This is a genomic window from Aquitalea aquatica, assembly GCF_013911085.1.
Taxonomy (GTDB): Bacteria; Pseudomonadota; Gammaproteobacteria; order Burkholderiales; family Chromobacteriaceae; genus Aquitalea; species Aquitalea aquatica.
In genome coordinates, this window is the sequence record NZ_JACERN010000001.1 from 28,022 (window position 1) to 48,862 (window position 20,841).

Sequence of the window (20,841 nt, forward strand, 5' to 3'; positions counted from 1 at the left end):
GTGTTGGTCCATGAAAAACCGCGAGGGGCTGGGCCACTCGCGGTTTCTTTTGCCTGCCAGCAGCTGGCGGCTTACTTCAGGGCGTGAATGGCCGGCAGATTGCGCCAGGCACCGCGCACGTCCATGCCGTAACCGAATACATAACGGTCGGGTACATCCAGACCAACAAAGTCACAAGCGATCGGTTTTGCCTTGGAGATCAGCTTGTTGGCAAACACGCCGCTGTAGAATTCCTTGGCGCCCATGCCCATGACTTTGTCGCGGATGGCGGCCATGGTATGACCTTCGTCCAGGATGTCATCCAGTACCAGTACCACGCGATCGCGTACATCTTCCTTGGGGGCTTGTTTCCATACCAGTTCGCCGCCATGGGTCTTGTCGCCATAACGGGATACATGGACGTAGTCGAAATCCAGCGGGAAATTCAGACGCGGCAGCAACTGGCCGGTAAACACCACGGCACCACCCATGACGGACAGCACCAGCGGATAGGTTTCACCCAGTTTTTCGGTGATCTCCACTGCCATGCGATCGACGGCAGCGCTCACCTCTTCTGCGGTGAACAGAATGTCCGAGCTATTGATCAGACCGCGAGCTTCGGCAATGTTGGGCATGTTGACTCCTTGAGAAAATACAAACGCCGCTCCGTCTACAGAGCGGCGTAATGGAAAATTGGTAGATCAGTTCTGCAGGTTTTGCAGAAACTGCGAAAATTCCTTGGCCACTTCGTGGTGCTTCAAACCATAGCTGACGGTAGCTTTAAGATAGCCCAGTTTGGCGCCGCAATCGTAGCGGGTTCCCTTGAATGGCAAGGCCAGTACCGCCTCTTCTTTCAGCAAGGCGGCGATGCCGTCGGTCAGTTGGATTTCACCACCTGCCCCCGGCTTGGTGTTGAGCAGCTTGTCGAAAATGCGCGGGGTGAGAATATAACGCCCCACCACGGCCAGATTGGACGGCGCCACATCCGGGTGCGGCTTTTCCACAATGCTCAATACTTGCTGCAGGCCCTGGGCGTTGCTGCCGGTTTCGACAATCCCGTAGGAGCCGGTTTCCTCGCGCGCCACGGTTTCCACCCCCAGAATCGAGCTGTGCGTGGTATCAAACAAGCTGACCATCTGCTCCATCGCCCCCGGCTCGCCATCGATCAGGTCATCGGCCAGAATGACGGCAAAAGGCTCATTACCCACCACCGGGCGGGCACACAATACGGCATGTCCCAGACCCAGCGCTTCGGTCTGGCGAATATAGATGCAGCTGACCGAGGGCGGAATGATGCCGCGCACGGTGTCCAGCAGCTTCTGCTTGTTCTTGTTTTCCAGCTCGGTTTCCAGCTCGTAGGCCTTGTCGAAGTGGTCTTCGATGGAACGCTTGTTACGGCCGGTAATGAAAATCAGCTCGGTGATGCCAGCGGCAATCGCTTCTTCCACGGCGTACTGGATCAGGGGTTTGTCCACTACTGGCAGCATTTCTTTCGGGCTAGCCTTGGTGGCGGGCAAAAATCGCGTACCGAGTCCGGCTACCGGGAATACCGCCTTGCTGATTTTTTTCATCGTCGTAGAAGTCTTCAATTGAAAATATTTCTGACTGGCGCGCATTCTATCCTGTCTTGCGCGCCGCACCAAACAACAACTCAATCCTGGGGCCATTGCCGCAGCGTTTTTGCCACGCTAGCGATCAGGGGTGGCCAATCACCAGGGGTGGCCTGCCGCCAGATATGCATGCTGGCATACCAGGGCGAAGTTTCTCCCTGGGCCATGAAGAAGGGGGCGCTTTCCGCCCGCATCAATACCCATACCGGTTTGCCCAGTGCACCCGCCAGATGGACGACCGAGGTATCCACACTGATCACCAGGTCCAGCTGGCTGATGATGGCTGCGGTATCGGCAAAATCGCCAATACTTGGGGCAAATACCTTGTTTTGCAGCACGGCAGGTAGCTCGCCCAGTTGTAGCGAGACAAAGTCAGCGGCCATATCGTCCAGCAGCGGCAGGAAATCAGTCAGCGGCACTGATTTGTTTTGCCGGCCATGGTCGGCAATGCCTACGCCCCAGCTGCCAGTTTCCCAGACAATGCCGATGCGCAGCCGGCCTCTTTGGCGTGCTGGCAGCTTGGCATCCCAGCTGGCCGCCAGTGCCGCGTCAGCTTGCAAATAAGGCTGATCAGACAGGGTCTCCAGCGTGACATCCAGCAGCAGCGGTAGCGACATCAGCGGTAATTGCAAGTCATGTGCTGGAGGTGTGTCCTCGAGTGGCACCAGTTCAATGCCGGGTAATTGGGCAAATAGCCGCAGGCAGGCATTCTGGCAGGCGAGGATCAGCCGGGCCTCGGGATGGCGGCGCTGCAACTCGGGCAGGAAACGTACCATCTGCAGGGTGTCGCCCAGGCCCTGTTCGGCCCATATCAGCAGGCTTTGCTGGCCCAGATCCTGGCCTTGCCAGGCCCGTTCGCGGTAGCGCGGTTGCATGATGGTGCCCCAGCGTTGTTCGTACAGCGGCCAGGCTTCACGATACCGGCCCTGCAGCAGCAGGGCCACCGACAGGTTGAAGCCGAGGAAGGCATCGTCGGCCTGCAAGTCCATGCCCTGCTGGTAGGCGCTGACCGCCTCGTCCAGTCGTAGTGCGCAGGTCAGTGCATTGCCCAGATTGTTCAGTCTTCCCGTACTACTACCCGCCAGTTGCAGTGCATTCTGGTGACAGATAGCCGCATCGTCATAGCGCAGGGCATATTGCAGTACCACGCCCAGATTGCTCCAGGCATCGACATGCTCAGGTTCCGCCTGTAGTACTTCGAGCAGCAGGTTTTCCGCCAGAGCCAGCTCGCCTAGCTCCTTGAGCAGCACGGCCAGATTGCATTTGATATTGCTGGACGATGGGTTGAGGGCGGCAGCAGCCAGATAGTCTTCCAGCGCCAGTGGATAGTGCTTCAGCCGCATCTGTGCCGTGCCGCGGTTGAACAGGGCCTGCCAATCCTGGGGATTGCGCTGCAGACATTCGCTGAAGGCGGCGATGGCCTGTTCATGCTGATTGGCTGCCGCCAGACGGTTGCCGCGCTCGAATGCCGTTTCGCTCATCATCGTTCCTTATTCGCCCGCAGTCTGCTGCAGCATGGCTTGCAGGGCGGCTTCATCCAGTACGGCCACGCCCAGTTCCTGAGCCTTGGCCAGCTTGCTGCCAGCATCGGCACCGGCCACCACAAAATGGGTTTTCTTCGACACGCTGCCAGCCACCTTGCCACCTGCTGCCTCGATCAGTGCCTTGGCCTGATCCCGTGACAGGGTGGGCAGGGTGCCGGTCAGGACAAAGGTTTTGCCATCAAACAGCGGGTGGGCTGCCACGGTGTCTTGCGGCAGGCTGTTGAGAATTTCCGTGCGCAGTTCAGCCAGTTGTTGCAGGGCGCTACGATTGGCCGCCTCGTCCAGCCAGTCGGCCAGCGCATTGATGACCTCGGCCGGCAACTGCAGCAGCAAGAGCTGGCGGCGCTCCATGCGCGCCAGTTGTTCCAGTCCGCTGATTTGTGCTGCCAGTTGCTGGCTGCGTACCTCGGTCAGGCGCGGAATGTTCAGTCGCGCCAGCAGGACTGCGGGCTCCAGTCGCTCGGCCAGCTTGGCTGAAGGCGCATGCTCGTCGGCCGGAGCGACATAGTGCAATAGCGCGTCCAGTGCCGCTTCGTTGTTTTCTTCGGCAAAGAAATCTGCCAGCGACTGGGCTACCACACCGCCAATATCCGGCAGGGCGGCAAACAGGGCTGCTGGGGTACGGCGGATCAGCGCCAGTGCGCCCAGCCAGTCGGCCAGGGTCTTGGCGGTGGATTCGCCGACATGGCGGATGCCCAGCGCAAACAGCAGGCGTGCCAGTGGTGGCTGGCTGCTGGCCGCGATGGCCTGCAACAGATTTTCCGCCCATTTGCTGGCGACCTTGCCGGCCTTGACGGTTTCCGGCGTGATGCCTTCGTCTTCGTCTTCGTCGGCCCGGCGCTTCATCTCCAGTAAGTCGTCCAGCGTCAGGCGGTAAAGATCGGCCACACCATGGACATAGCCATATTCCACCAGCTTGTCGATATAGCGTTCACCCAGACCATCGATATCCATCATGCGGCGGCCGGCAAAGTGCTGAATGGCCTGGCTGCGTTGTGCCTTGCAGCTGAGCCCGCCGGAGCAGCGGGCAATCGCTTCGCCTTCTTCGCGTACCACATGGCTGCCACATACCGGGCAGTGGCTGGGCAGGCGATAGGCTGGATACTGTGCTTCCTCGCCCTGGCTGAACAAATCGCCGCCAGCGGCAGGGCGCATTGGGCGGCGCTCCAGTACCACGGAGACCACCTCCGGAATCACGTCGCCGGCGCGGCGCACGATCACCGTGTCGCCTACGCGCACATCCTTGCGCAGCACTTCGTCTTCATTGTGCAAGGTGGCATTGGTGACGGTAACGCCACCAACGAATACCGGCTGCAAGCGGGCCACCGGGGTGATGGCACCGGTGCGACCTACTTGTTCTTCGATGGCCTCAACCAGAGTCAGCGCTTCTTCGGCGGGGAATTTGTGGGCGATGGCCCAGCGCGGTGCGCGCGAGACGAAGCCCAGTTCTTCTTGCTGGGCGCGGCTGTTCACCTTGTACACCACGCCGTCAATCTCAAAGGGCAGGGCAGCGCGACGCTGCAGCACGCTTTCGTAATAGTCTGCCAGACCATCCGCGCCAGTGACGACAGGGCGCAGGCTGGCTTCGACGACCGGAAAACCCAGCTGCTGCAGCCAATCCATTTCTCCGGCATGGCTCAGTGGCCAGTCGGCACCCTCCACCTGGGCGATGGCATAGGCGTAGAAGGACAGCCGCCGTTGTGCGGTAATGCGCGAATCCAGCTGGCGCAGGCTGCCTGCTGCTGCATTGCGCGGGTTGGCAAACGGCTTGTCGCCGCGTTGCAGTTGTTCGGCATTCAGGCGCTCGAAGTCGCGCTTGAGCATCAGTACTTCGCCACGCACTTCCAGCAGCGCGGGCGGCTGTGCCAGTTCCAGCTTGAGCGGAATCGCATGGATGGTACGGATATTCTCCGTGACGTTTTCACCGCTAATGCCATCGCCGCGCGTAGCGGCTTGCACCAGTACGCCAGCACGGTAAAGCAGGCTGATGGCCAGGCCGTCAAACTTGGGTTCGGTGGCATAGCGGATGGGGGCTTCGGCCAGTTCGCGCCGGATGCGCTCGTCAAATTGCACCAGCTCGGCGTGGCGCTGGGAAAAATCGTCCTGCTGCATATCGGAAAAGGCATTGCCCAGCGACAGCATGGGTACGCTGTGGGTGATCTGGCTGAATTCCGGTAGCGGCATGCCGCCCACGCGCAGGGTGGGGGAGTCGGCAGTTTTCAGTTCTGGATGGGCATTTTCCAGCGCTTGCAGTTCGCGGAACAGCCGGTCGTACTCGGCATCCGGCACGCTGGGAGCATCCAGCACATAGTATTCATGGCCATAGCGGGTCAGCTGCTGGCGCAGGGCATGGGCGCGGGCGGCGAGGTCGTTGGTGGTCATCGGATAGTCTCAAAACGGAAAAAGGCCGGCATGTGCCGGCCTGCGCGCTGTGGATTCAGGCAAACAGCCTGAGTGCGGCGACACTGCCTGGCGCAATGCCGCGGTCGTCCATGCTGCTGTAAATATGTACCAGCTGGTCGCGGATACGCGACAGCCCGACGTCGGACAAGACGCGGCGGTTGTCATCCACCAGTTGCGCGTCGAATTCGGCGGCCAGCTGCTTGGCAAACAGTACGGCACGGTCGAATACTTCCACACCACCGGCGACACGCGGTACATCAAACAGTAGCGTCAGCGCCGGGAAGGACTTGTCCAGCAGGGTATGGAAGGTAAACGGCATCTGGTCGGCTGCCATCAGCGAGTATAGGGTATTGCCGGAATCAGCCAGGTAATGGAAAGCACCATCCGGCTCCAGTTGCAGGCCGCCGGCCTCGACAAAGCTGCGCAGGCGGCTACCTTCCACGGCCTCACGCGGGACGACATTGATGCCGATCAGCACATCGACGTCGGCACAGAAGCGATCCAGTTCGCGTGCTGCCACCAGTTTTTGCTGGCGCTGCGGAAAGCTGACTGCGGCATCGTGTTCTTCGGCGAAGCGCGACACCTGCTGGCAGAAGCCAGCCAGTTCCGGTTCGGTGACCGAGCCGCTGCGATCCACCATCTGCATGCCGATGTTGATTTGCTTGTAGCGGGTGCCAGGCACGGCTTCGGCTGGTTTCCACAAGCCTTTTTCGGTGCGGCCAATGATGTGGGTGCGCTTGCCGACGTTGAAACGTGGCATGGCGGCCAGCTCGTGCGGCTCGTGGAACACGACTTCAGCGATGAAATCGAGCGAGGGGTCGAGCAGGGCGGCGACCAGCGCCTGATGATCGGCCGATTCAAACTGACCGGACTCTTCGTCTTCGCGCTGCGGCATCGGCTCGGGTATTGGTGCCGGGCGCTCTACTGTCGGCGGCAGGGTAAGGGTGGTGTCTTCCGGGATTTCCGGTTCGAATGGCTCATCGTCGTAGCCGGCTGGCAAGTGGGCGCTGTCGACCAGCACTGGTTCCATGCGGTCAGCACGCACGCCATCCCTGACATTGTTTTTAGGGACATTCAGCAGGACGTCGTCATGAGGGCGCGCGAAAGCCTGGCTGGTTTTCTTGCGAAAGCGCCACTCCTGAAAGACATTGAATCCGAACACTAGGGCAATGACTGCAACGCCCAATATCAGTACACCAATCTGCAATTCGCTCATTAGGCCGTCCGCGTTAAGGCGAATAATTTGCCAATAGTATAACGAAAGCGGGCTGTTGCAGGCTATGGCCGGCACAAACTAGCTGCTTTTGGCCGCATTAACCGCCAGTCATCGACATGATGCGGATGAGTTTGCCCGGATTTTCGCGAAATTCGTGCCGTTCCGGCTTCAGCTCGATGGCCTGGCGGATGGCCGCGCGTAAGCCTTCATCGCTGATCCCGTTACGCAGCAAGGGCCGCAGTTCGAAACTTTCCTCCTGTCCCAGACACATATACAGCGTGCCGTCGACCGACAGGCGGACGCGGTTGCAGGTGGCACAAAAATGCTGGGAAATGGGGGTGATCACCCCCAGCGTGAATGCGCCATCCGCGCTGCGCCAGTAACGTGCCGGTCCGCCACCCATTTCGCTGCTTTGTGGCAACAGACCAAAACGCTGTCGTAATTGTTCCAGCACCGGCTGCAAATCGAGATAGGCGGTATTGCGCCCGCTGTCGCCCATTGGCATGGCTTCGATCAGCCGCAGTACAAAACCGTTGGCGATGCAGAAACCGACCATGGCTTCGATGTCCGCCTCGTTGACATCCTTCATGGCCACCATATTGATCTTGATGGGAGACAAGCCGGCGGCACGGGCCGCCTCCAGGCCCGCCATGACTTGTGGCAGGCTGTCGCGGCCGGTGATGGTATTGACGCATTCACGCCGCAGCGAATCCAAGCTGACATTGACACGTTTGACGCCGGCGCGGGACAGCGCGTCAGCATGGCGCGCCAGCTGGGTGGCGTTGGTGGTGAGCGACAGATCTTGCAGGCCCGGCAGGGCAGCCAGGCGACCTGCCAGTTGCGGCAGGTCGCGCCGCAGCAAGGGTTCGCCGCCGGTCAGCCGTACCCGGCGCGTACCCAGGCTGGCAAACGCTGCCACCACGCGTTCGATTTCGTCGAAGGTGAGCCAGTTTTCCGGTTCTTCGAAGTCCTTGAAGCCTTTGGGAATACAGTAGCTGCAGCGCAGGTCGCAACGATCCGTTACCGACAAGCGGAGATATTCAATGCTGCGTCCAAAGCGGTCCTGCAGGATATTCATGATGGGGCGACCAGGTTAAGTCATCACGGTGGGCTGCCGCGGTGGTTGATATTGATCAGAATAGCGCCAAACGTTGTTGGGTAAAAGGCGTTAGGAATTATTGTCGTTTGTCGTGGTCCACTGCTCTTTGTCTTGATTTGTCGGCATTCTGCTACGGTTCTGTCTGTTAAAGAGGTGGATTTTTCTCAACATCAATTGCAGTATAGTTCTAGTGTGAACTATACTGATTCGAACAAAGGTTGATGACGCTAATGAGTCATGCAAAAAAGGAGCCGTCTCTGTCGGTCATTCGGGAACTCGCACGGACATTCCAGGCGTTTGAACAATTGTCGGCTTTTCATATCCGCCAGATGGATCTCACTCCGCCACAATTCGATGTGGTGGCGACACTGGGCAATACGCCCGGCATGAGTTGCAAGGAACTGTCGGAAAAGACACTGATCACCAAGGGTACGCTGACTGGCGTAATTGACCGCCTGATTGAAAAGGGCGTGGTCAGTCGTTGTGCTCAGGAGCAGGACCGCCGCAGTGTCATGGTGGCATTGACACCGCAGGGTGAGGCTTTGTTCCAGCAGGTGTTTCCGGCACATATCGCCTATATGAAAACCGCCTTCGATCTGCTGGAACCGGCGGATATGGAAGAATTGTGCTGCCAGCTGGCACGGCTGCGTGCTGCATTTAACCAGGTATTGGAGCAAAAAAAACATGAAATCGAGTGAGCGTTACTCCTCACCCGCCATTGCATTGCACTGGCTGATTGCTGGCCTGATCATTGCTACATTCATTTGGGGACTGGTGGTCTCCGACATGCCGCTGTCGCCGGCCAAATTCAAATATATCGCCTGGCATAAGTGGGCAGGTATCACCGTGCTTGCGCTGGTGGCTGTGCGCTTGCTGGTGCGTCTGCTGAAGCGCCCGCCGGCTTTGCCGGCGCACATGAATGGTATTGAGCGTGTGCTGGCGCATGGCGGCCACCTGGCCCTCTACCTGCTGATGTTTGCCGTGCCGCTGACCGGCTGGTTGATGAGCTCGGCCTACGGCTTCCCGGTAGTGCTGTTCAAAGTGGTGCAACTGCCTGATCTGGTCGCCCAGAACGAACAGTTGGCCGCCACCCTGAAGACTGTGCATGAAACCCTGAACTGGATCATGGCTGCCTGTGTGGCCGGCCATGTGCTGGCCGCCATCAAGCACCATGTCATCGATAAGGACGGCATGCTGTACCGCATGAGCCTGCGTGGCCCGCGTCAATAAACCCTTACCTGAAGTGAGAACGAGCATGAAACAACTGAGACTGATTCCTGCGGCATTGCTGCTGGTTGCCCCGCTGTTGCAGGCCGCGCCGCTGGACACAGGCAAGAGCCAGATCAATTTCACCATGAAGCAGCTGAATGTACCGGTAACCGGCAGCTTCAAGAAATTCAGCGGCACTGTGGTGCTGGACCTGAAAAAGCCTGAAACCGGCAAGGCCGACATCAGCATCGACACCGCCAGCATCAGCCTGCCTACTGCAGAGGCGGTAGGCGAAGCCAAGAAGGCCGACTGGTTTAATGTGGCGAAATTCCCGTCGGCCCGTTTTGTCAGCAGCAGCATCAAGAACCTGGGCGGTGGCAAATTGCAGGTGGCAGGCAAGCTGACCATCAAGGGCAATACCCGTGATGTGACGGCTCCCTTCACGGCGCGTCAGGAAGGTGCCCTGACTGTGGTGGAAGGCGTACTGCCGGTATCGCGGCTGGCTTACAAGATTGGTGAGGGCGACTGGGCCGATACCGGCACGGTAGCCGATGAAGTGCAGATCAAGTTCAAAGTGGCCATTCCGGCCGGCAAATAACACTCAGGAGAGTTGAAGTCATGATGAAGAAAGCCCTGTTCGCCGTTGCGTTTTCCGCCTTTGCTGGTGCCGCCCTGGCCGCTCCGGTGAGCTATAGCGTGGACCCGACCCACACCGTGGCCCAGTACGAAGTGCGTCACCTTGGTTTCTCGGTACAAACCGGTGTATTCACCAAGACTGCCGGTAATGTGGTGCTGGATACCGAGGCCAAGAAGGGCGCGGTAGATATCACCATTGATACCAACTCGCTGCAAACCTACCTGGCTGCACGTGACACCCATCTGAAGAGCAAGGATTTCTTCAATGTGGCCCAGTTCCCCACCATCACCTTCAAGTCGACCGACTTGAAATTTGCTGGTGACAAGCTGGCTGCCGTTAACGGCAACCTGACCATTCTGGGCGTGACCAAGCCGGTTACCCTGACCGTGACCAACTTCGGTGGCGGCAAGAACCCGATGAGCGGCCAGGAAACCTACGGTGCCAACGCCGAAACCACCATCAAGCGTAGCGATTTCGGCATGAAGACTTTCCTGCCGGCGATTGCCGACGATGTCACCCTGAAAGTGAGCATCGAAGCCGTCAAGGCACAGTAATCCAACGGTTGCTATAGCAAGCAAAAGCCCGCATATGCGGGCTTTCTGCTGCTGACAAAGTTATTTGGTGCGATTGTACTGGACCCGGCAAAGCCGGGCCTTTCTGCTAAGTTATCGATTCCGCAGCCTTCCCATCTATTCCGCTTTCCCCCGCCCTTGTCTTGTCAATTGAAGAAGGGAGCCTCGCTTTCTTTCCAGAAAGCGAGAGGAGGTTGTCAATAATTTGAGCCCGCCCATGCGGGCTTTTTTCATTGTGTGGGGTGCTCAGTGCGACTGCAGGCTGAAGCTGATTGGCACCAGAATGCGCGATGCAATGGCCGTGCCATCCTGGCGGGCCGGGACAAAGCGCCAGTCGGCAACGGCGGTGCGGGCTGCCTCGTCCAGCCGGCGCGAGTGGCTGCCGTCAACGATGTCGATCTGGCTGGCGCGGCCTTCGGCGCTGACCAGCACCCGCAGCACGACCCTGCCTTGTTCGCCCAGTTCGCGTGAACGATCGGGATAGGGTGGCTCCGGGTTGTGCAGATAGGCCGTGCGATATAGCGCGGGATGATTTTCTGCGCCGCTGGCGGCCTGGGTATTGGCGGCTTTGCCCGGAGTTGTGGGTGCGCTGTCACTGGATGGGCTGCTGGCCGGAGTCGCCGCTGGCCGGCTGGCTACTGTTGGCTGGGGTGTGCCGTTGACCGGTAAGCGTGGGCTGGGTGTTTGCACTGCCGCCGTGCTAAGCAAGGGGCGCGTGGCGGTCTGGGCGTGATTTACCGGCATGCTGCTGTGTTGCGTCTGCTGTATTTGTGCTGGTGCTGCCTGTAATCGCATCAGCAAGCCGGCCGGGGCTGGCGGGGCTGCTGTCGGCCTGACCGCTTGTCCATAACCCAGCAGCCCGGCATGCAGCAATAGCGACAGCAGCAGGGCGGTGAGCAGGGGCAGGTGTGACAGTCGCGGCATTCCGTTACTCAGCAGCGCATGCTGGCGGTCGGGCGGGCGTACTGCCACCAGGCCACCGCCATCGATACCAGATAAAAAACCAGGAACAGCATGAAGGCGGGCACGAAGCTGGCAAACCAGTCCAGTGCGCTGCCAAAGGCCTTAGGAATGAAGAAGCCGCCCAGCGTGGCCGAAACCGAGCTGATGCTCATTGCGGCCACGCCGCGTCGTCCGCCACGGGCATAGGCGGTGGCAATGCTCTCGCCGCTGCTCTTGGCCTGCCGGCCTGCTTCTATCAAGAAAACCTTGGGTGACAGCTGGTAGGACGAACCATTGCCAACACCGGCAGCAAAAAACATTAGCAAGAATGCACACAAAAACAGGCTGAAGCTGCCGCCGTCGAGCTCACCAGGCAGGCTGGCCAGGATCAGCAGGGTGCCGGCCACCATTAACGCGTTGCAGACCAGCGTGGTGATGCCGCCGCCGATGCGGTCGCCACACCAGCCGCCGATGGGGCGGGCCAGCGCGCAGATCATCGGCCCCATGAACAGATAGGGTGTGGCATTGACCAGCGGGAACAGTGCATGGGCCAGCAGTGGAAAGGCGGCGGAAAAACCGATGAAGGTGCCGTAGCTGCTCAGATACAAAAGGCAGATATACCAAGTGTGGCGCTCCTTCATCATCAGCCACTGGTCGTTCAGGGTCAGTCGCAGCTTGGGCAGGTCGTGTGCATACAGCAGGCAGAGCGTGGAGATCAGCAGGATGGGAATGATCCAGATATAGCCGGCGTTCTGCAGCCAGATCGGATGCACCTGCGCACCACGGCCCCAGATTTGCGGCTCGCCGGCCAGGCTGCCAAACATGGGGACGGCAATGGCCAAGGGCACTACGATCTGCACCACGGAGACCCCCAGATTGCCCATGCCGGCATTCAGCCCCATGGCAAAGCCCTTGGCCGACTTGGGAAAGAAAAAGCTGGTGTTGGACAAGTGTGACGAAGACGCTGCGCCACCAATGCCGCAGCAGGCGGCCACCAGCAACAGCAAGGGGAAGGGTGCGCTGATGTCCTGCACCAGCCAGCCCACGCCCAGCGCGGGAATCAGCAGGAACAAGGTGGAAATGCCCAGCCAGGTGCCACCGCCCACCCAGCTCCAGATGCAGGCATAAAACAGCCGCATGATGGCGCCGACCAGTGGCGGAATGGAAACCAGCAGAAATTGCTGCTGGCCGGTCATGGCAAAGCCGACTGCTGGCAAATTGCTGACCACGATGCTCCACATCATCCATACATTGAAATTCAGATGCAGGGCGAGGGTGGAAAGGAGCAGATTGCGATTGGCAATCCTGCGGCCGCGAGTCAGCCAGAAAATGATGTTTTCCGGTTCCCAGCGTTTGATGCTTACCGTCATGCCCGATGTCCTGATTGCGAAGAATGACGCGCCGATTCGACGCAAGTCGCGCAGTATGAGCGCCACCTGTCGAGCATAGATTGCGATGCATCAACTGCGCCATGTTGAAACTTGCGTAGATGCGTCATGCAATTTCGCGCATCTTCAGTGCCTCGACAATATCCACCGCCACGATGCGGCTGACACCTTGTTCCTGCATGGTGACGCCCACCAGCTGCTCGGCCATTTCCATGGTGAGGCGGTTGTGCGAGATGTACAGGAACTGGGTGCGTTCGGACATTTGCTTGACCAGATCGCAGAAGCGGCTGGTGTTGGCATCGTCCAGTGGCGCATCGACTTCGTCGAGCAGACAGAACGGCGCCGGATTGAGCGAGAACAGCGAGAACACCAGGCTCATCGCCGTCAGCGCCTTTTCACCGCCGGACAGCAGGTGGATGGTGCTGTTTTTCTTGCCCGGCGGCTGGGCGATGATCTGCATGCCGGAGTCCAGCAGGTCTTCGCCGGTCAATACCAGCTCGGCGCGGCCGCCACCGAACAGGGTGGGGAAAAACTCGCGCATCTTGCCATTGACCGCTTCGTAGGTGCTTTGCAGCATCTGGCGCGTTTCGCCGTCTATCTTCTGGATGGCTTCTTCCAGCGTCGCCATGGCCTGGTTCAGGTCTTCGGCCTGGCTGCCCAGATACTCGCCGCGTTTGCGGGCTTCTTCCAGTTCTTCCAGCGCAGCCAGATTGACCGCCCCCAAGCCTTCCAGTGCGCGTGCCAGGCGAGCGATTTCCGCCGCCAGCGCATTAGGCTTGATGGCGTCGGTGAGGTCGGCCAGCAGCACGGCTTCGTCGGCCTGGGCTTCTTTCAGTTCTTCGGCAAAACGCTCCATCGCCAGACGGGCCTCCTGGTGTTTGAGCAGCCAGTCGGAACGCCCCTCGCGCAGGGCGGGTAGGGCGGCGTTGACCTCGTGCTGGCGTTGGGTCAACTGGCGCAGCTGCTCGGTCATGCCGTTCAGGCGGTCGCGGGTGGCTGCCAGTGCGGCTTCGTGCTGTTCGCGTAGTTCCAGCGCTTGCTGCATGGCCTCTTCCGGTACGGTGTCGTCAACCGTCTCGGCTTCTTCGGCCAGGGTCTCCAGCCGCTCGGCCAACTGCTGGTCGCGTTCGTCCAGCTCGCGGGCGCGGCGCGCCAGTTCGCCGGCTTTCTGTTCCGCGGTGTTGAGTTCCAGGCGGATTTCATGCAGTTGCCGTTCGGCATCGCGGGTTTTGTTGCGGGCCAGTTGCAGGCCGGTTTCGGCATTCAGGCGGTCCAGCCGCACCTCTTCCAGCTGCACGGTCAGCTCTTCCAGTGTCATGGCCGACTCTTCGCTCAGCAGTTCGCCTTCTTCAATTTCCAGCGCCGCTTGCTGTTGCTCCTGGCGGATGCGCAAGCGCTCGGCTTCGATGAAGGACAAGCGTGCCGCCCCCTGGCGGGCCGCCTGGTCCAGCTTCACGTGCTCCAGCGTCACCGCGTTGAGCTCGGCTTCCAGCCGGGTGAGTGAGCCTTTCTGCGCCCGCACGGCTTCGGACAGCATGCCGTTCATGCTTTGCAGTGATTCACGGCGCTTTTGCAGCTTGTCGATGTCGGGTGCCAATTGCTGCTGGCGGCTGTGGGCCGCTTCCAGTTGCTGTTTGCGCAGCATGACGCCGGCACCGCTGGCCTCGCTGTGAAAGCTGACACTGCTGGCGCTGACCCGGTGGCCCTGCGGAGTGAGCAGGCACTGGCCGGCCAGCAGCTGCGCACGGCGGGCGATGGCCTGGGCCAGGTCATCGGCCAGATACACGCCGTCCAGCCAGTCGGCCAGCGCGGCGGTAAAGGGCGCACTGGCGCTGATCTTGTCTAGCAGGCGCGGCCAGGGCTGGGTGGCCGTGGCCGCGGGCTGTTGGCCATCCACCACGGTCAGCGCTGCCGGTGGCTGCTCTGTGCAATGGGCGGCACGGGCGGTGAGCCGCTCACCCAATACCGCTTCCAGTGCGCCTTGCCACTGCGGATCGATCTGCACCGATTGCCACAGCTGTGCGCTGTGGCTCAGGCCTTGTTGTTCCAGCCAGTCAGCCAGCTTTTCACCGGCGGCTTCACGTTCCAGTACGGCGGTGAGGGCGGCGACTTCGGCTTCTGCCCGCGCCAGTTCGGCACGCTGGCTGGCTAGTTGTTCGTCCAGCTTTTCCCGTTCCGAGGCCAGATCAGCCAGCTTGGCTTCGTCGGCCACCACGCGGGCGCGTACGGCCTCCAGCGCCGAGCGCGCCCGCTCCACTTCGGCTTGTGCTGCTGCCTGCTGGGCGTGGTCGGGCAGGTTGAGTTCGGTCAGTTCACGTTGTAGTGATTGCTCACGACCTGCCAGTTGCTCCAGTGCCCGGCGCTGGTGTTCGGCCTTTTGCCGTGCCAGGTCGCGTTCACGGGTGAGGTTGGCCTGCTGTGCCAGCAGTTGTGCCTGCAGCTGGTCGCGGGCGCGGAATTCGGCTTCGGCCATGGGCAGCTGGTCGGCACCGTCTTCCAGTGCCATTTGTGCTTCTTCCAGCCGCATCTGCGCTTCTTCGCGCCGTGGCAGCCAGTCGTCCAGCTCCATGCCGGCCTGACGGCGGTTTTCGGCCAATTGCTGGCGTTCGCTGCGGGCGGCGGCCAGTTCACGCTCCACCCGTACCTGGTTTTGCTGGCGGTGGCGTTGCTGTTCTTCCAGTCGTGCCAGTGCCGCATTGGCTTCGAACAGCCGCTGCTGGGCCTCGTGCACTGCATCGCTCACCGCGTAGTGGCTTTCGCGCACGGTTTCCAGCTCGGTATCCAGATGGGTGAGCGCCGCTTCCATGGCGGCTTCTTCGGTTTCGATGCGCGACAGCTCGGCGCGGGCGTAGGCTTCGTTGCGGCTGGCTTCTTCGCGGCGGGCTAGCGCCAGAAGGTTTTGCTTGTGGGTGAGGGTGCCGCGCAGGTCGTGGTACTGGGCGGCCACTTCGGCCTGCTCGCTCAGGCGCTCGACTTGGCGTTCCAGCTCCTGGCGCAGGTCTTCAATGCGCTCCAGATTGGCGCGGGTGTCGGCGATACGGTGTTCGGTTTCGCGGCGGCGTTCCTTGTATTTGGAGACGCCGGCGGCTTCTTCCAGATAGGCGCGCAGCTCTTCCGGGCGGGCTTCGATGATGCGCGAGATCATGCCCTGTTCGATCACCGCATAGCCGCGCGCGCCCACGCCGGTGCCGAGGAACAGGTCGGTGATGTCGCGGCGGCGCACTTGCTGGTTGTTGATGTAGTAGCTGGATTCGCCCTGGCGGGTGAGCACGCGCTTGATGGCCACCTCGGCATATTGGCCCCACGGGCCGGTGAGCTGGCCGTCGGCATTGTCGAACACCAGTTCTACCGAAGCACGGCTGACCGGCTTGCGGGTGGACGAGCCGTTGAAGATCACGTCCTGCATCGACTCGCCACGCAGCTGCTTGGCGCTGGATTCGCCCAGCACCCAGCGCACCGCGTCAATCACATTGGATTTGCCGCAGCCATTGGGGCCGATCACCGCTACCAGCTGGCCGGGGACCGGGATGCTGGTGGGGTCGACAAATGACTTGAAGCCGGAGAGTTTGACGTGGGTCAGGCGCAAGGCGTCCTCGCAGGGTGAATGAAGCAACGGCGGCATTTTATCAGGGTGGCGCCATTTGGTCGGATTTGCTGCAGATCAAGCGTCAATCTGCGTCAAGAGTTGTAAGCGCTGTTGTCAACTTTGTTGTGCCATAATGCCCGCATGGAACCGTTATCGCTGACCGATCACTTTCTGATTGCCATGCCCAATATGGCTGATCCGCTGTTTGCCCGCTCGCTGGTATACCTGTGCGAACACGGCGAACACGGTGCCATGGGCCTGATTGTCAACAAGCCATCCGGCATCGCCATGGCGCAGTTGTTCGAGCAGATCGACCTGCCGCTGGAGACAGATCCGCTACGTGGCGAGTCGGTGTACTTCGGTGGGCCGGTGCAGCCCGACCGCGGCTTTGTGCTACATGCGCCGGCCGGGCATTGGCAGTCCAGCCTGCAGGTCAAGGATGGCATGGCGCTGACCACCTCCAAGGATGTGCTGATTGCCGTTTCCGAAGGCAGGGCGCCGGAGCGCATGCTGATTACCCTGGGCTATGCCGGCTGGACCGCCGGGCAGCTGGAGCAGGAAATCAGCGACAACAGCTGGCTGACCGTCAAGGCCGAGCCTTCCATCCTGTTTGAACTGGCGGCAGAGCTGCGCTACGACGCCGCCATGTCCTTGCTGGGATTTGATCCCTCCTTGCTGTCGGGAGATGTCGGCCATGCCTGAGGGAACCGTACTGGCTTTTGATTTTGGCGAACGGCGCATCGGCGTGGCCATGGGTGAAACCATGCTGGGCATTGCCCATCCGCTGTTGACCATCGATACCGAAATCACCGACGCCCGCTTCGCCGCTATCGGCAAGCTGATCGACGAGTGGCGGCCGGCACAACTAGTGGTGGGCCTGCCCATGCACCAGGACGACACCGAACACCAGATGACCCAGCTGGCGCGCCGCTTTGCCAACCGTCTCAAGGGTCGCTTCGGCCTACCGGTATGGCTGGTGGACGAGCGGCTGACTTCGGTGATCGCCGAATCCATGCTGGAAGAGGCTGGTGTCCGAGGCCGCAAGCAAAAACCGGCATTGGACCAAGTGGCTGCCCAGGCTATTCTCGCTACCTGGTTTGAAAGCCCCGGCATCGCCGTCTGAATCCCATCATCATGCATCTATCCCCCCGTTTGCAGACATCCATCCTGATGTTGGCCTTCCTGCTCAGTCTGTCCGGGCTGGTCTACCTGCTGCTGGACCCGGCGCGCAGTGTCAGCCACTGGCAGCCGGCCCCAGGGCATGTCGAATCCAGCCGCATCCTGGTGAGCAGCCCGCCCGAGCATCCCGACCAGATCCACTGGGAGCCCTATGTGCAATACCTGTACACGGTAAACGGTGAGCTTTACCACGGTGACCAGTTGTATGCAGTGGCTGCCGGCCTGCCTGGCGACCACAGCAGTGCCGAAGACATCACCCGCCGCTTTCCCGCCGGCAAGGCGGTGGTGGTGTATTACAACCCGCAAGAACCAACCCGCGCCGTGCTGATGCGTGCAGGTGACAGCAGCATCGGCAGCGGTCAGTTCATTCTGGCGGCGCTCAGCACCCTGTTTGGCTGGGCCTTGCTGGATCGATTGCTGCAGCGCTGGCGGCTGGGGCGTGGCAAACGGGTGGTATCGCATGGTTGAAAAACTGCTGCAAAGCCTGATGCTGCTGGCTGGACTGGCCGCCTTCGGCTATCTGTGGTGGCTGGGGGCCAAGGGCGATGCCTCGAGCAGCTGGCCCAGTGCCGTCGGCATCGTGCAGCAAAGCCGGCTGGAGCAGCGCCAGGTCAATGCCGGTGGTGATCGCGATAATACCTGGGAATACTTCCCCCACATCAGCTACCACTACCAGGTGCAGGGGCAGGACTATCAATCCGCCAACCGGCGCTTCCCCAACCCCGGTTACAGCCGCAGCCAGCAGGAAGTGGCGGACATCCTGGCGCGCTATCCGGCCGGTGCGCAGGTCCGGGTGTATTACAACCCGGCCAAGCCGGCAGAAGCCTGTCTGGAAACCGGCCAGCACTGGACGGCCTGGGTGGGCAAGGCGATTGCGCTGCTGATGGTTGTCGTGGCGGCCTGCTTGTTGTGGCGCGGACAAAGCTGAAGCGCCTGCGCTGACAGCGGGCATCGGACCACCACGACCCTTGCCATCAGGTTTTTCCATGCAAATCGACTGTCTTACCGGATAAAGCAATTTATCCCCCCGCCCGATTAAGCCATAATGCCTGCAAAACCAAGCTGCATGGCATTTGCATCCATGCCGTGCCATAACAAGGGGATCGACTATGTTGGCCATTATCGGAGGCAGCGGTCTAGCCAAGCTGCCGGTTCTGGAAGTAACCCATCGCCAAGTGGTGAGAACGCCGTACGGTGATCCATCCTGCGCGCTGACTTTCGGCCGCATCGGTGAGCAAAACGTGGTGTTCATTGCCCGCCACGGCCATGGCCACTCGCTGGCACCACATGAAATCAATTACCGCGCCAATATCTGGGCCCTGCACAACCAGGGTGTGAAAGGCATTCTGTCCATCGGCTCGGTCGGCGGCATCCGCGCCGACATGGGGCCAGGTACGCTGGTGGTGCCGGACAACATCATCGATTACAGCTGGGGCCGCAAGCACACTTTCTTTGATGGCCCGGAGCGGCCTGTCGTGCATGTGGATTTCAGCAATCCCTACGACGACGCCCTGCGCAGCAAGGTGATTGAGGCCGTCAATGCCACTGGCAAGCAGGCAGTGAGCCAAGGTATCTATGCCTGTACCCAAGGCCCTCGGCTGGAAACCGCAGCAGAAATCCTCAGGCTGGAGCGCGATGGTGCCGATATAGTCGGCATGACCGGCATGCCTGAAGCCTGCCTGGCCCGCGAAATGAACCTGCCCTATGCCCACCTGTGCCTGGTGGTGAACTGGGCCGCCGGCAAGGGTGGCAGCGCCACGGTAGATTTCGATCCGGCCACGGCCGAGGCTGGCATTAGCGATGTCACGGCGGTGCTGCTGGCCATGCTGCGTTAAGCACGGTACTGGCCATCACCGCAAAGCGGTTTGCTGTAGCCACGGCAAGCATGGATGGATTGAAAGGTAAACAATGAGTGAGTTTGCAGGGCAACTGGCCTTGGCGCGGTATTTTGATCCGGTCAATGGGCGCGCGACAGAAGCGGAAGTCCTGGTGCTGGAGCAGGTCGGTCAGCAATGTCAGGTCATGAAATTGCCATTGCCGCTGGTCGATTTGCTGGCCAGCCTGTCTGCCGGCACTGCCCCCGCGCTGGCCGAACTATTTCAGCTGGATTCCTCGCAACTACAGGGCTTGCATGCCCTGACACAGCAGCAGCTGGAACAAGTGCACCGCTGGGCGGCCCGCTACTGGGTGGCGCGGCATGGTGCCAGCAAGTTCGACCAGGCCCCGCCTTTTGTCGCCGGGCAAACGACGATTCCGCCATCCGGCAAGGTGATTGGCACGCCGGAGCTGCTGGCCATGACCGATGCCGTGATGGATGGCTGGCTGACCACCGGCCGCTTCAATACCCGCTTCGAGCAGGCACTGGGGAAATTTGTCGGGGTGCCGCACGTGCTCACCACCGCCTCGGGCTCTTCGGCCAACCTGCTGGCTTTCATGGCCCTGACCTCGCCACGGCTGGGTGAGCGTGCCATCCGCCCGGGCGATGAAGTGATTACCGTGGCTGCCGGCTTCCCGACTACGGTCAATCCGGCCATCCAGTTTGGTGCCATTCCGGTTTTCGTCGATATCCAGCTGCCTACTTACAATATCGATGTCAGCCGTATCGAGGCGGCCATTTCCCCTAGAACCCGCGCCATCATGCTGGCTCATACCCTGGGTAACCCGTTTGATGTCGCGGCGGTGAAGGCGCTGGCCGACAAGCATGGCCTGTGGCTGGTGGAAGACTGCTGCGATGCCCTGGGGGCGCGCTTTAATGGCCAGCATGTCGGTACTTTTGGCGACCTGGCTACGGTCAGCTTTTATCCGGCGCACCATATCACCATGGGCGAGGGCGGGGCGGTGTTTGGCCAATCGGCCGAGCTGATGGCCATTGTCGAATCCTTCCGCGACTGGGGCCGCGACTGCTATTGCAAAACCGGCTGTGACAATACCTGTGGCAAGCGGTTTGGCTGGCAGTTTGGCGATCTGCCCTTCGGCTACGACCACAAATACGTGTACACCCATGTCGGTTATAACCTGAAAATTACCGATATGCAGGCGGCCTGTGCGCTGGCGCAGATGGAGCGTCTGCCAGGTTTCATTACTGCGCGCCAACAGAATTTTGACTACCTGAGCCAGGCGCTGCAGCCACTGGCCGATCGCCTGATCCTGCCGCAAGCCACGCCGGGCAGTGAGCCGTCCTGGTTTGGTTTCCCGCTGACCTTGCGCCCGGAAGCCGGGGTGGCGCGGGTGGATTTGCTGGCCTATCTGGATAGCCAGAAGATTGGCAGCCGTCTGCTGTTTGGTGGCAACTTGCTGCGTCAACCCTATATGAAAGGCGTGCCGCATCGCGTCAGTGGTGGTCTGGAGCAAACCGATACCGTCATGCACGATACCTTCTGGATCGGACTGTATCCTGGCCTGGGTACGGCTGCGCTGGACTGGACGGTGCAGCAGTTGCACAGCTATCTGGGTGTATTCGACTAGTCCGGGCCAGAA

Annotated in this window: 19 protein-coding genes; 10 read left to right on the top strand and 9 right to left on the bottom strand. The window is 60.6% G+C overall.

Annotation, left to right across the window (positions count from 1 at the left end):
- Positions 1-71: 71 nt before the first annotated feature.
- The 6 genes from H2Z84_RS00135 to moaA form a co-directional block, all read right to left on the bottom strand.
- Positions 72-614 carry a hypoxanthine-guanine phosphoribosyltransferase gene (locus H2Z84_RS00135; protein WP_103522797.1) on the bottom strand — a complete coding sequence of 181 codons (543 nt, stop codon included), beginning with the start codon at positions 612-614 and terminating at the stop codon, positions 72-74.
- A gap of 66 nt (positions 615-680) precedes the next feature.
- The gene (gene galU, locus H2Z84_RS00140) at positions 681-1,550 is read right to left on the bottom strand and encodes a UTP--glucose-1-phosphate uridylyltransferase GalU (protein WP_181834174.1); all 870 of its coding nucleotides are present in this window, start codon (positions 1,548-1,550) and stop codon (positions 681-683) included.
- Positions 1,551-1,630: 80 nt separating this feature from the next.
- Positions 1,631-3,070 (bottom strand): tetratricopeptide repeat-containing glycosyltransferase family protein, encoded by a 1,440-nt coding sequence (locus tag H2Z84_RS00145; protein ID WP_181834175.1) that lies wholly within the window; start codon positions 3,068-3,070, stop codon positions 1,631-1,633.
- A gap of 9 nt (positions 3,071-3,079) precedes the next feature.
- A complete protein-coding gene (gene ligA / locus H2Z84_RS00150; protein WP_181834176.1) occupies positions 3,080-5,515 on the bottom strand; it encodes an NAD-dependent DNA ligase LigA in 2,436 nt (811 codons plus the stop codon).
- A gap of 55 nt (positions 5,516-5,570) precedes the next feature.
- Positions 5,571-6,752, bottom strand: coding sequence for a cell division protein ZipA C-terminal FtsZ-binding domain-containing protein (locus tag H2Z84_RS00155; protein ID WP_103522793.1), 1,182 nt, complete (start codon positions 6,750-6,752; stop codon positions 5,571-5,573).
- Positions 6,753-6,849: 97 nt separating this feature from the next.
- The gene (gene moaA / locus H2Z84_RS00160; protein ID WP_181834285.1) at positions 6,850-7,824 is read right to left on the bottom strand and encodes a GTP 3',8-cyclase MoaA; all 975 of its coding nucleotides are present in this window, start codon (positions 7,822-7,824) and stop codon (positions 6,850-6,852) included.
- Between the two features lie 257 nt (positions 7,825-8,081).
- On the opposite strand from moaA, the gene H2Z84_RS00165 reads away from it, so the two are divergent.
- Genes H2Z84_RS00165 through H2Z84_RS00180 form a run of 4 tightly spaced genes read left to right on the top strand, consistent with a single transcriptional unit; the run spans position 8,082 to position 10,251 of the window.
- Positions 8,082-8,549, top strand: a complete 468-nt coding sequence (locus H2Z84_RS00165) for a MarR family winged helix-turn-helix transcriptional regulator (RefSeq protein WP_181834177.1) — start codon at positions 8,082-8,084, stop codon at positions 8,547-8,549.
- Entirely contained in the window at positions 8,536-9,081 is a 546-nt protein-coding gene (locus H2Z84_RS00170; protein WP_181834178.1) for a cytochrome b, read from the top strand. Before H2Z84_RS00165 ends, H2Z84_RS00170 begins: the two co-directional genes overlap by 14 nt.
- Positions 9,082-9,106: 25 nt before the next feature.
- The gene (locus H2Z84_RS00175) at positions 9,107-9,658 is read left to right on the top strand and encodes a YceI family protein (protein ID WP_258869239.1); all 552 of its coding nucleotides are present in this window, start codon (positions 9,107-9,109) and stop codon (positions 9,656-9,658) included.
- Between the two features lie 20 nt (positions 9,659-9,678).
- On the top strand, positions 9,679-10,251 hold the full coding sequence (locus H2Z84_RS00180) for a YceI family protein (RefSeq protein WP_124644412.1): 573 nt from the start codon (positions 9,679-9,681) through the stop codon (positions 10,249-10,251).
- Positions 10,252-10,515: 264 nt separating this feature from the next.
- Here the strand turns inward: H2Z84_RS00180 and H2Z84_RS00185 are convergent, their stop codons facing one another.
- From H2Z84_RS00185 to smc, 3 genes are all read right to left on the bottom strand, one after another.
- Positions 10,516-11,193: an energy transducer TonB gene (locus H2Z84_RS00185; protein WP_181834179.1), complete on the bottom strand. Its 678-nt coding sequence runs from the start codon at positions 11,191-11,193 to the stop codon at positions 10,516-10,518.
- Positions 11,194-11,201: 8 nt separating this feature from the next.
- Positions 11,202-12,581 (bottom strand): MFS transporter, encoded by a 1,380-nt coding sequence (locus tag H2Z84_RS00190; protein ID WP_181834180.1) that lies wholly within the window; start codon positions 12,579-12,581, stop codon positions 11,202-11,204.
- Between the two features lie 124 nt (positions 12,582-12,705).
- A complete protein-coding gene (gene smc, locus H2Z84_RS00195) occupies positions 12,706-16,221 on the bottom strand; it encodes a chromosome segregation protein SMC (RefSeq protein WP_439823294.1) in 3,516 nt (1,171 codons plus the stop codon).
- Between the two features lie 105 nt (positions 16,222-16,326).
- Here smc and H2Z84_RS00200 point away from each other — a divergent pair, with 105 nt between their 5' ends.
- The 6 genes from H2Z84_RS00200 (at position 16,327) to rfbH (ending at position 20,829) form a co-directional block, all read left to right on the top strand.
- Positions 16,327-16,887, top strand: coding sequence for a YqgE/AlgH family protein (locus H2Z84_RS00200; protein ID WP_181834182.1), 561 nt, complete (start codon positions 16,327-16,329; stop codon positions 16,885-16,887).
- Positions 16,871-17,308 (top strand): Holliday junction resolvase RuvX, encoded by a 438-nt coding sequence (gene ruvX / locus H2Z84_RS00205; RefSeq protein ID WP_103522786.1) that lies wholly within the window; start codon positions 16,871-16,873, stop codon positions 17,306-17,308. Before H2Z84_RS00200 ends, ruvX begins: the two co-directional genes overlap by 17 nt.
- Before the next feature lie 11 nt (positions 17,309-17,319).
- Positions 17,320-17,832, top strand: coding sequence for a DUF3592 domain-containing protein (locus H2Z84_RS00210; protein ID WP_181834183.1), 513 nt, complete (start codon positions 17,320-17,322; stop codon positions 17,830-17,832).
- On the top strand, positions 17,825-18,292 hold the full coding sequence (locus H2Z84_RS00215; RefSeq protein WP_181834184.1) for a DUF3592 domain-containing protein: 468 nt from the start codon (positions 17,825-17,827) through the stop codon (positions 18,290-18,292). The genes H2Z84_RS00210 and H2Z84_RS00215 overlap by 8 nt, the downstream gene beginning before the upstream one ends.
- Positions 18,293-18,473: 181 nt before the next feature.
- Positions 18,474-19,199 (top strand): S-methyl-5'-thioinosine phosphorylase, encoded by a 726-nt coding sequence (locus tag H2Z84_RS00220; protein WP_181834185.1) that lies wholly within the window; start codon positions 18,474-18,476, stop codon positions 19,197-19,199.
- A gap of 73 nt (positions 19,200-19,272) precedes the next feature.
- The gene (rfbH, locus tag H2Z84_RS00225; protein WP_258869240.1) at positions 19,273-20,829 is read left to right on the top strand and encodes a lipopolysaccharide biosynthesis protein RfbH; all 1,557 of its coding nucleotides are present in this window, start codon (positions 19,273-19,275) and stop codon (positions 20,827-20,829) included.
- Positions 20,830-20,841 lie beyond the last annotated feature (12 nt).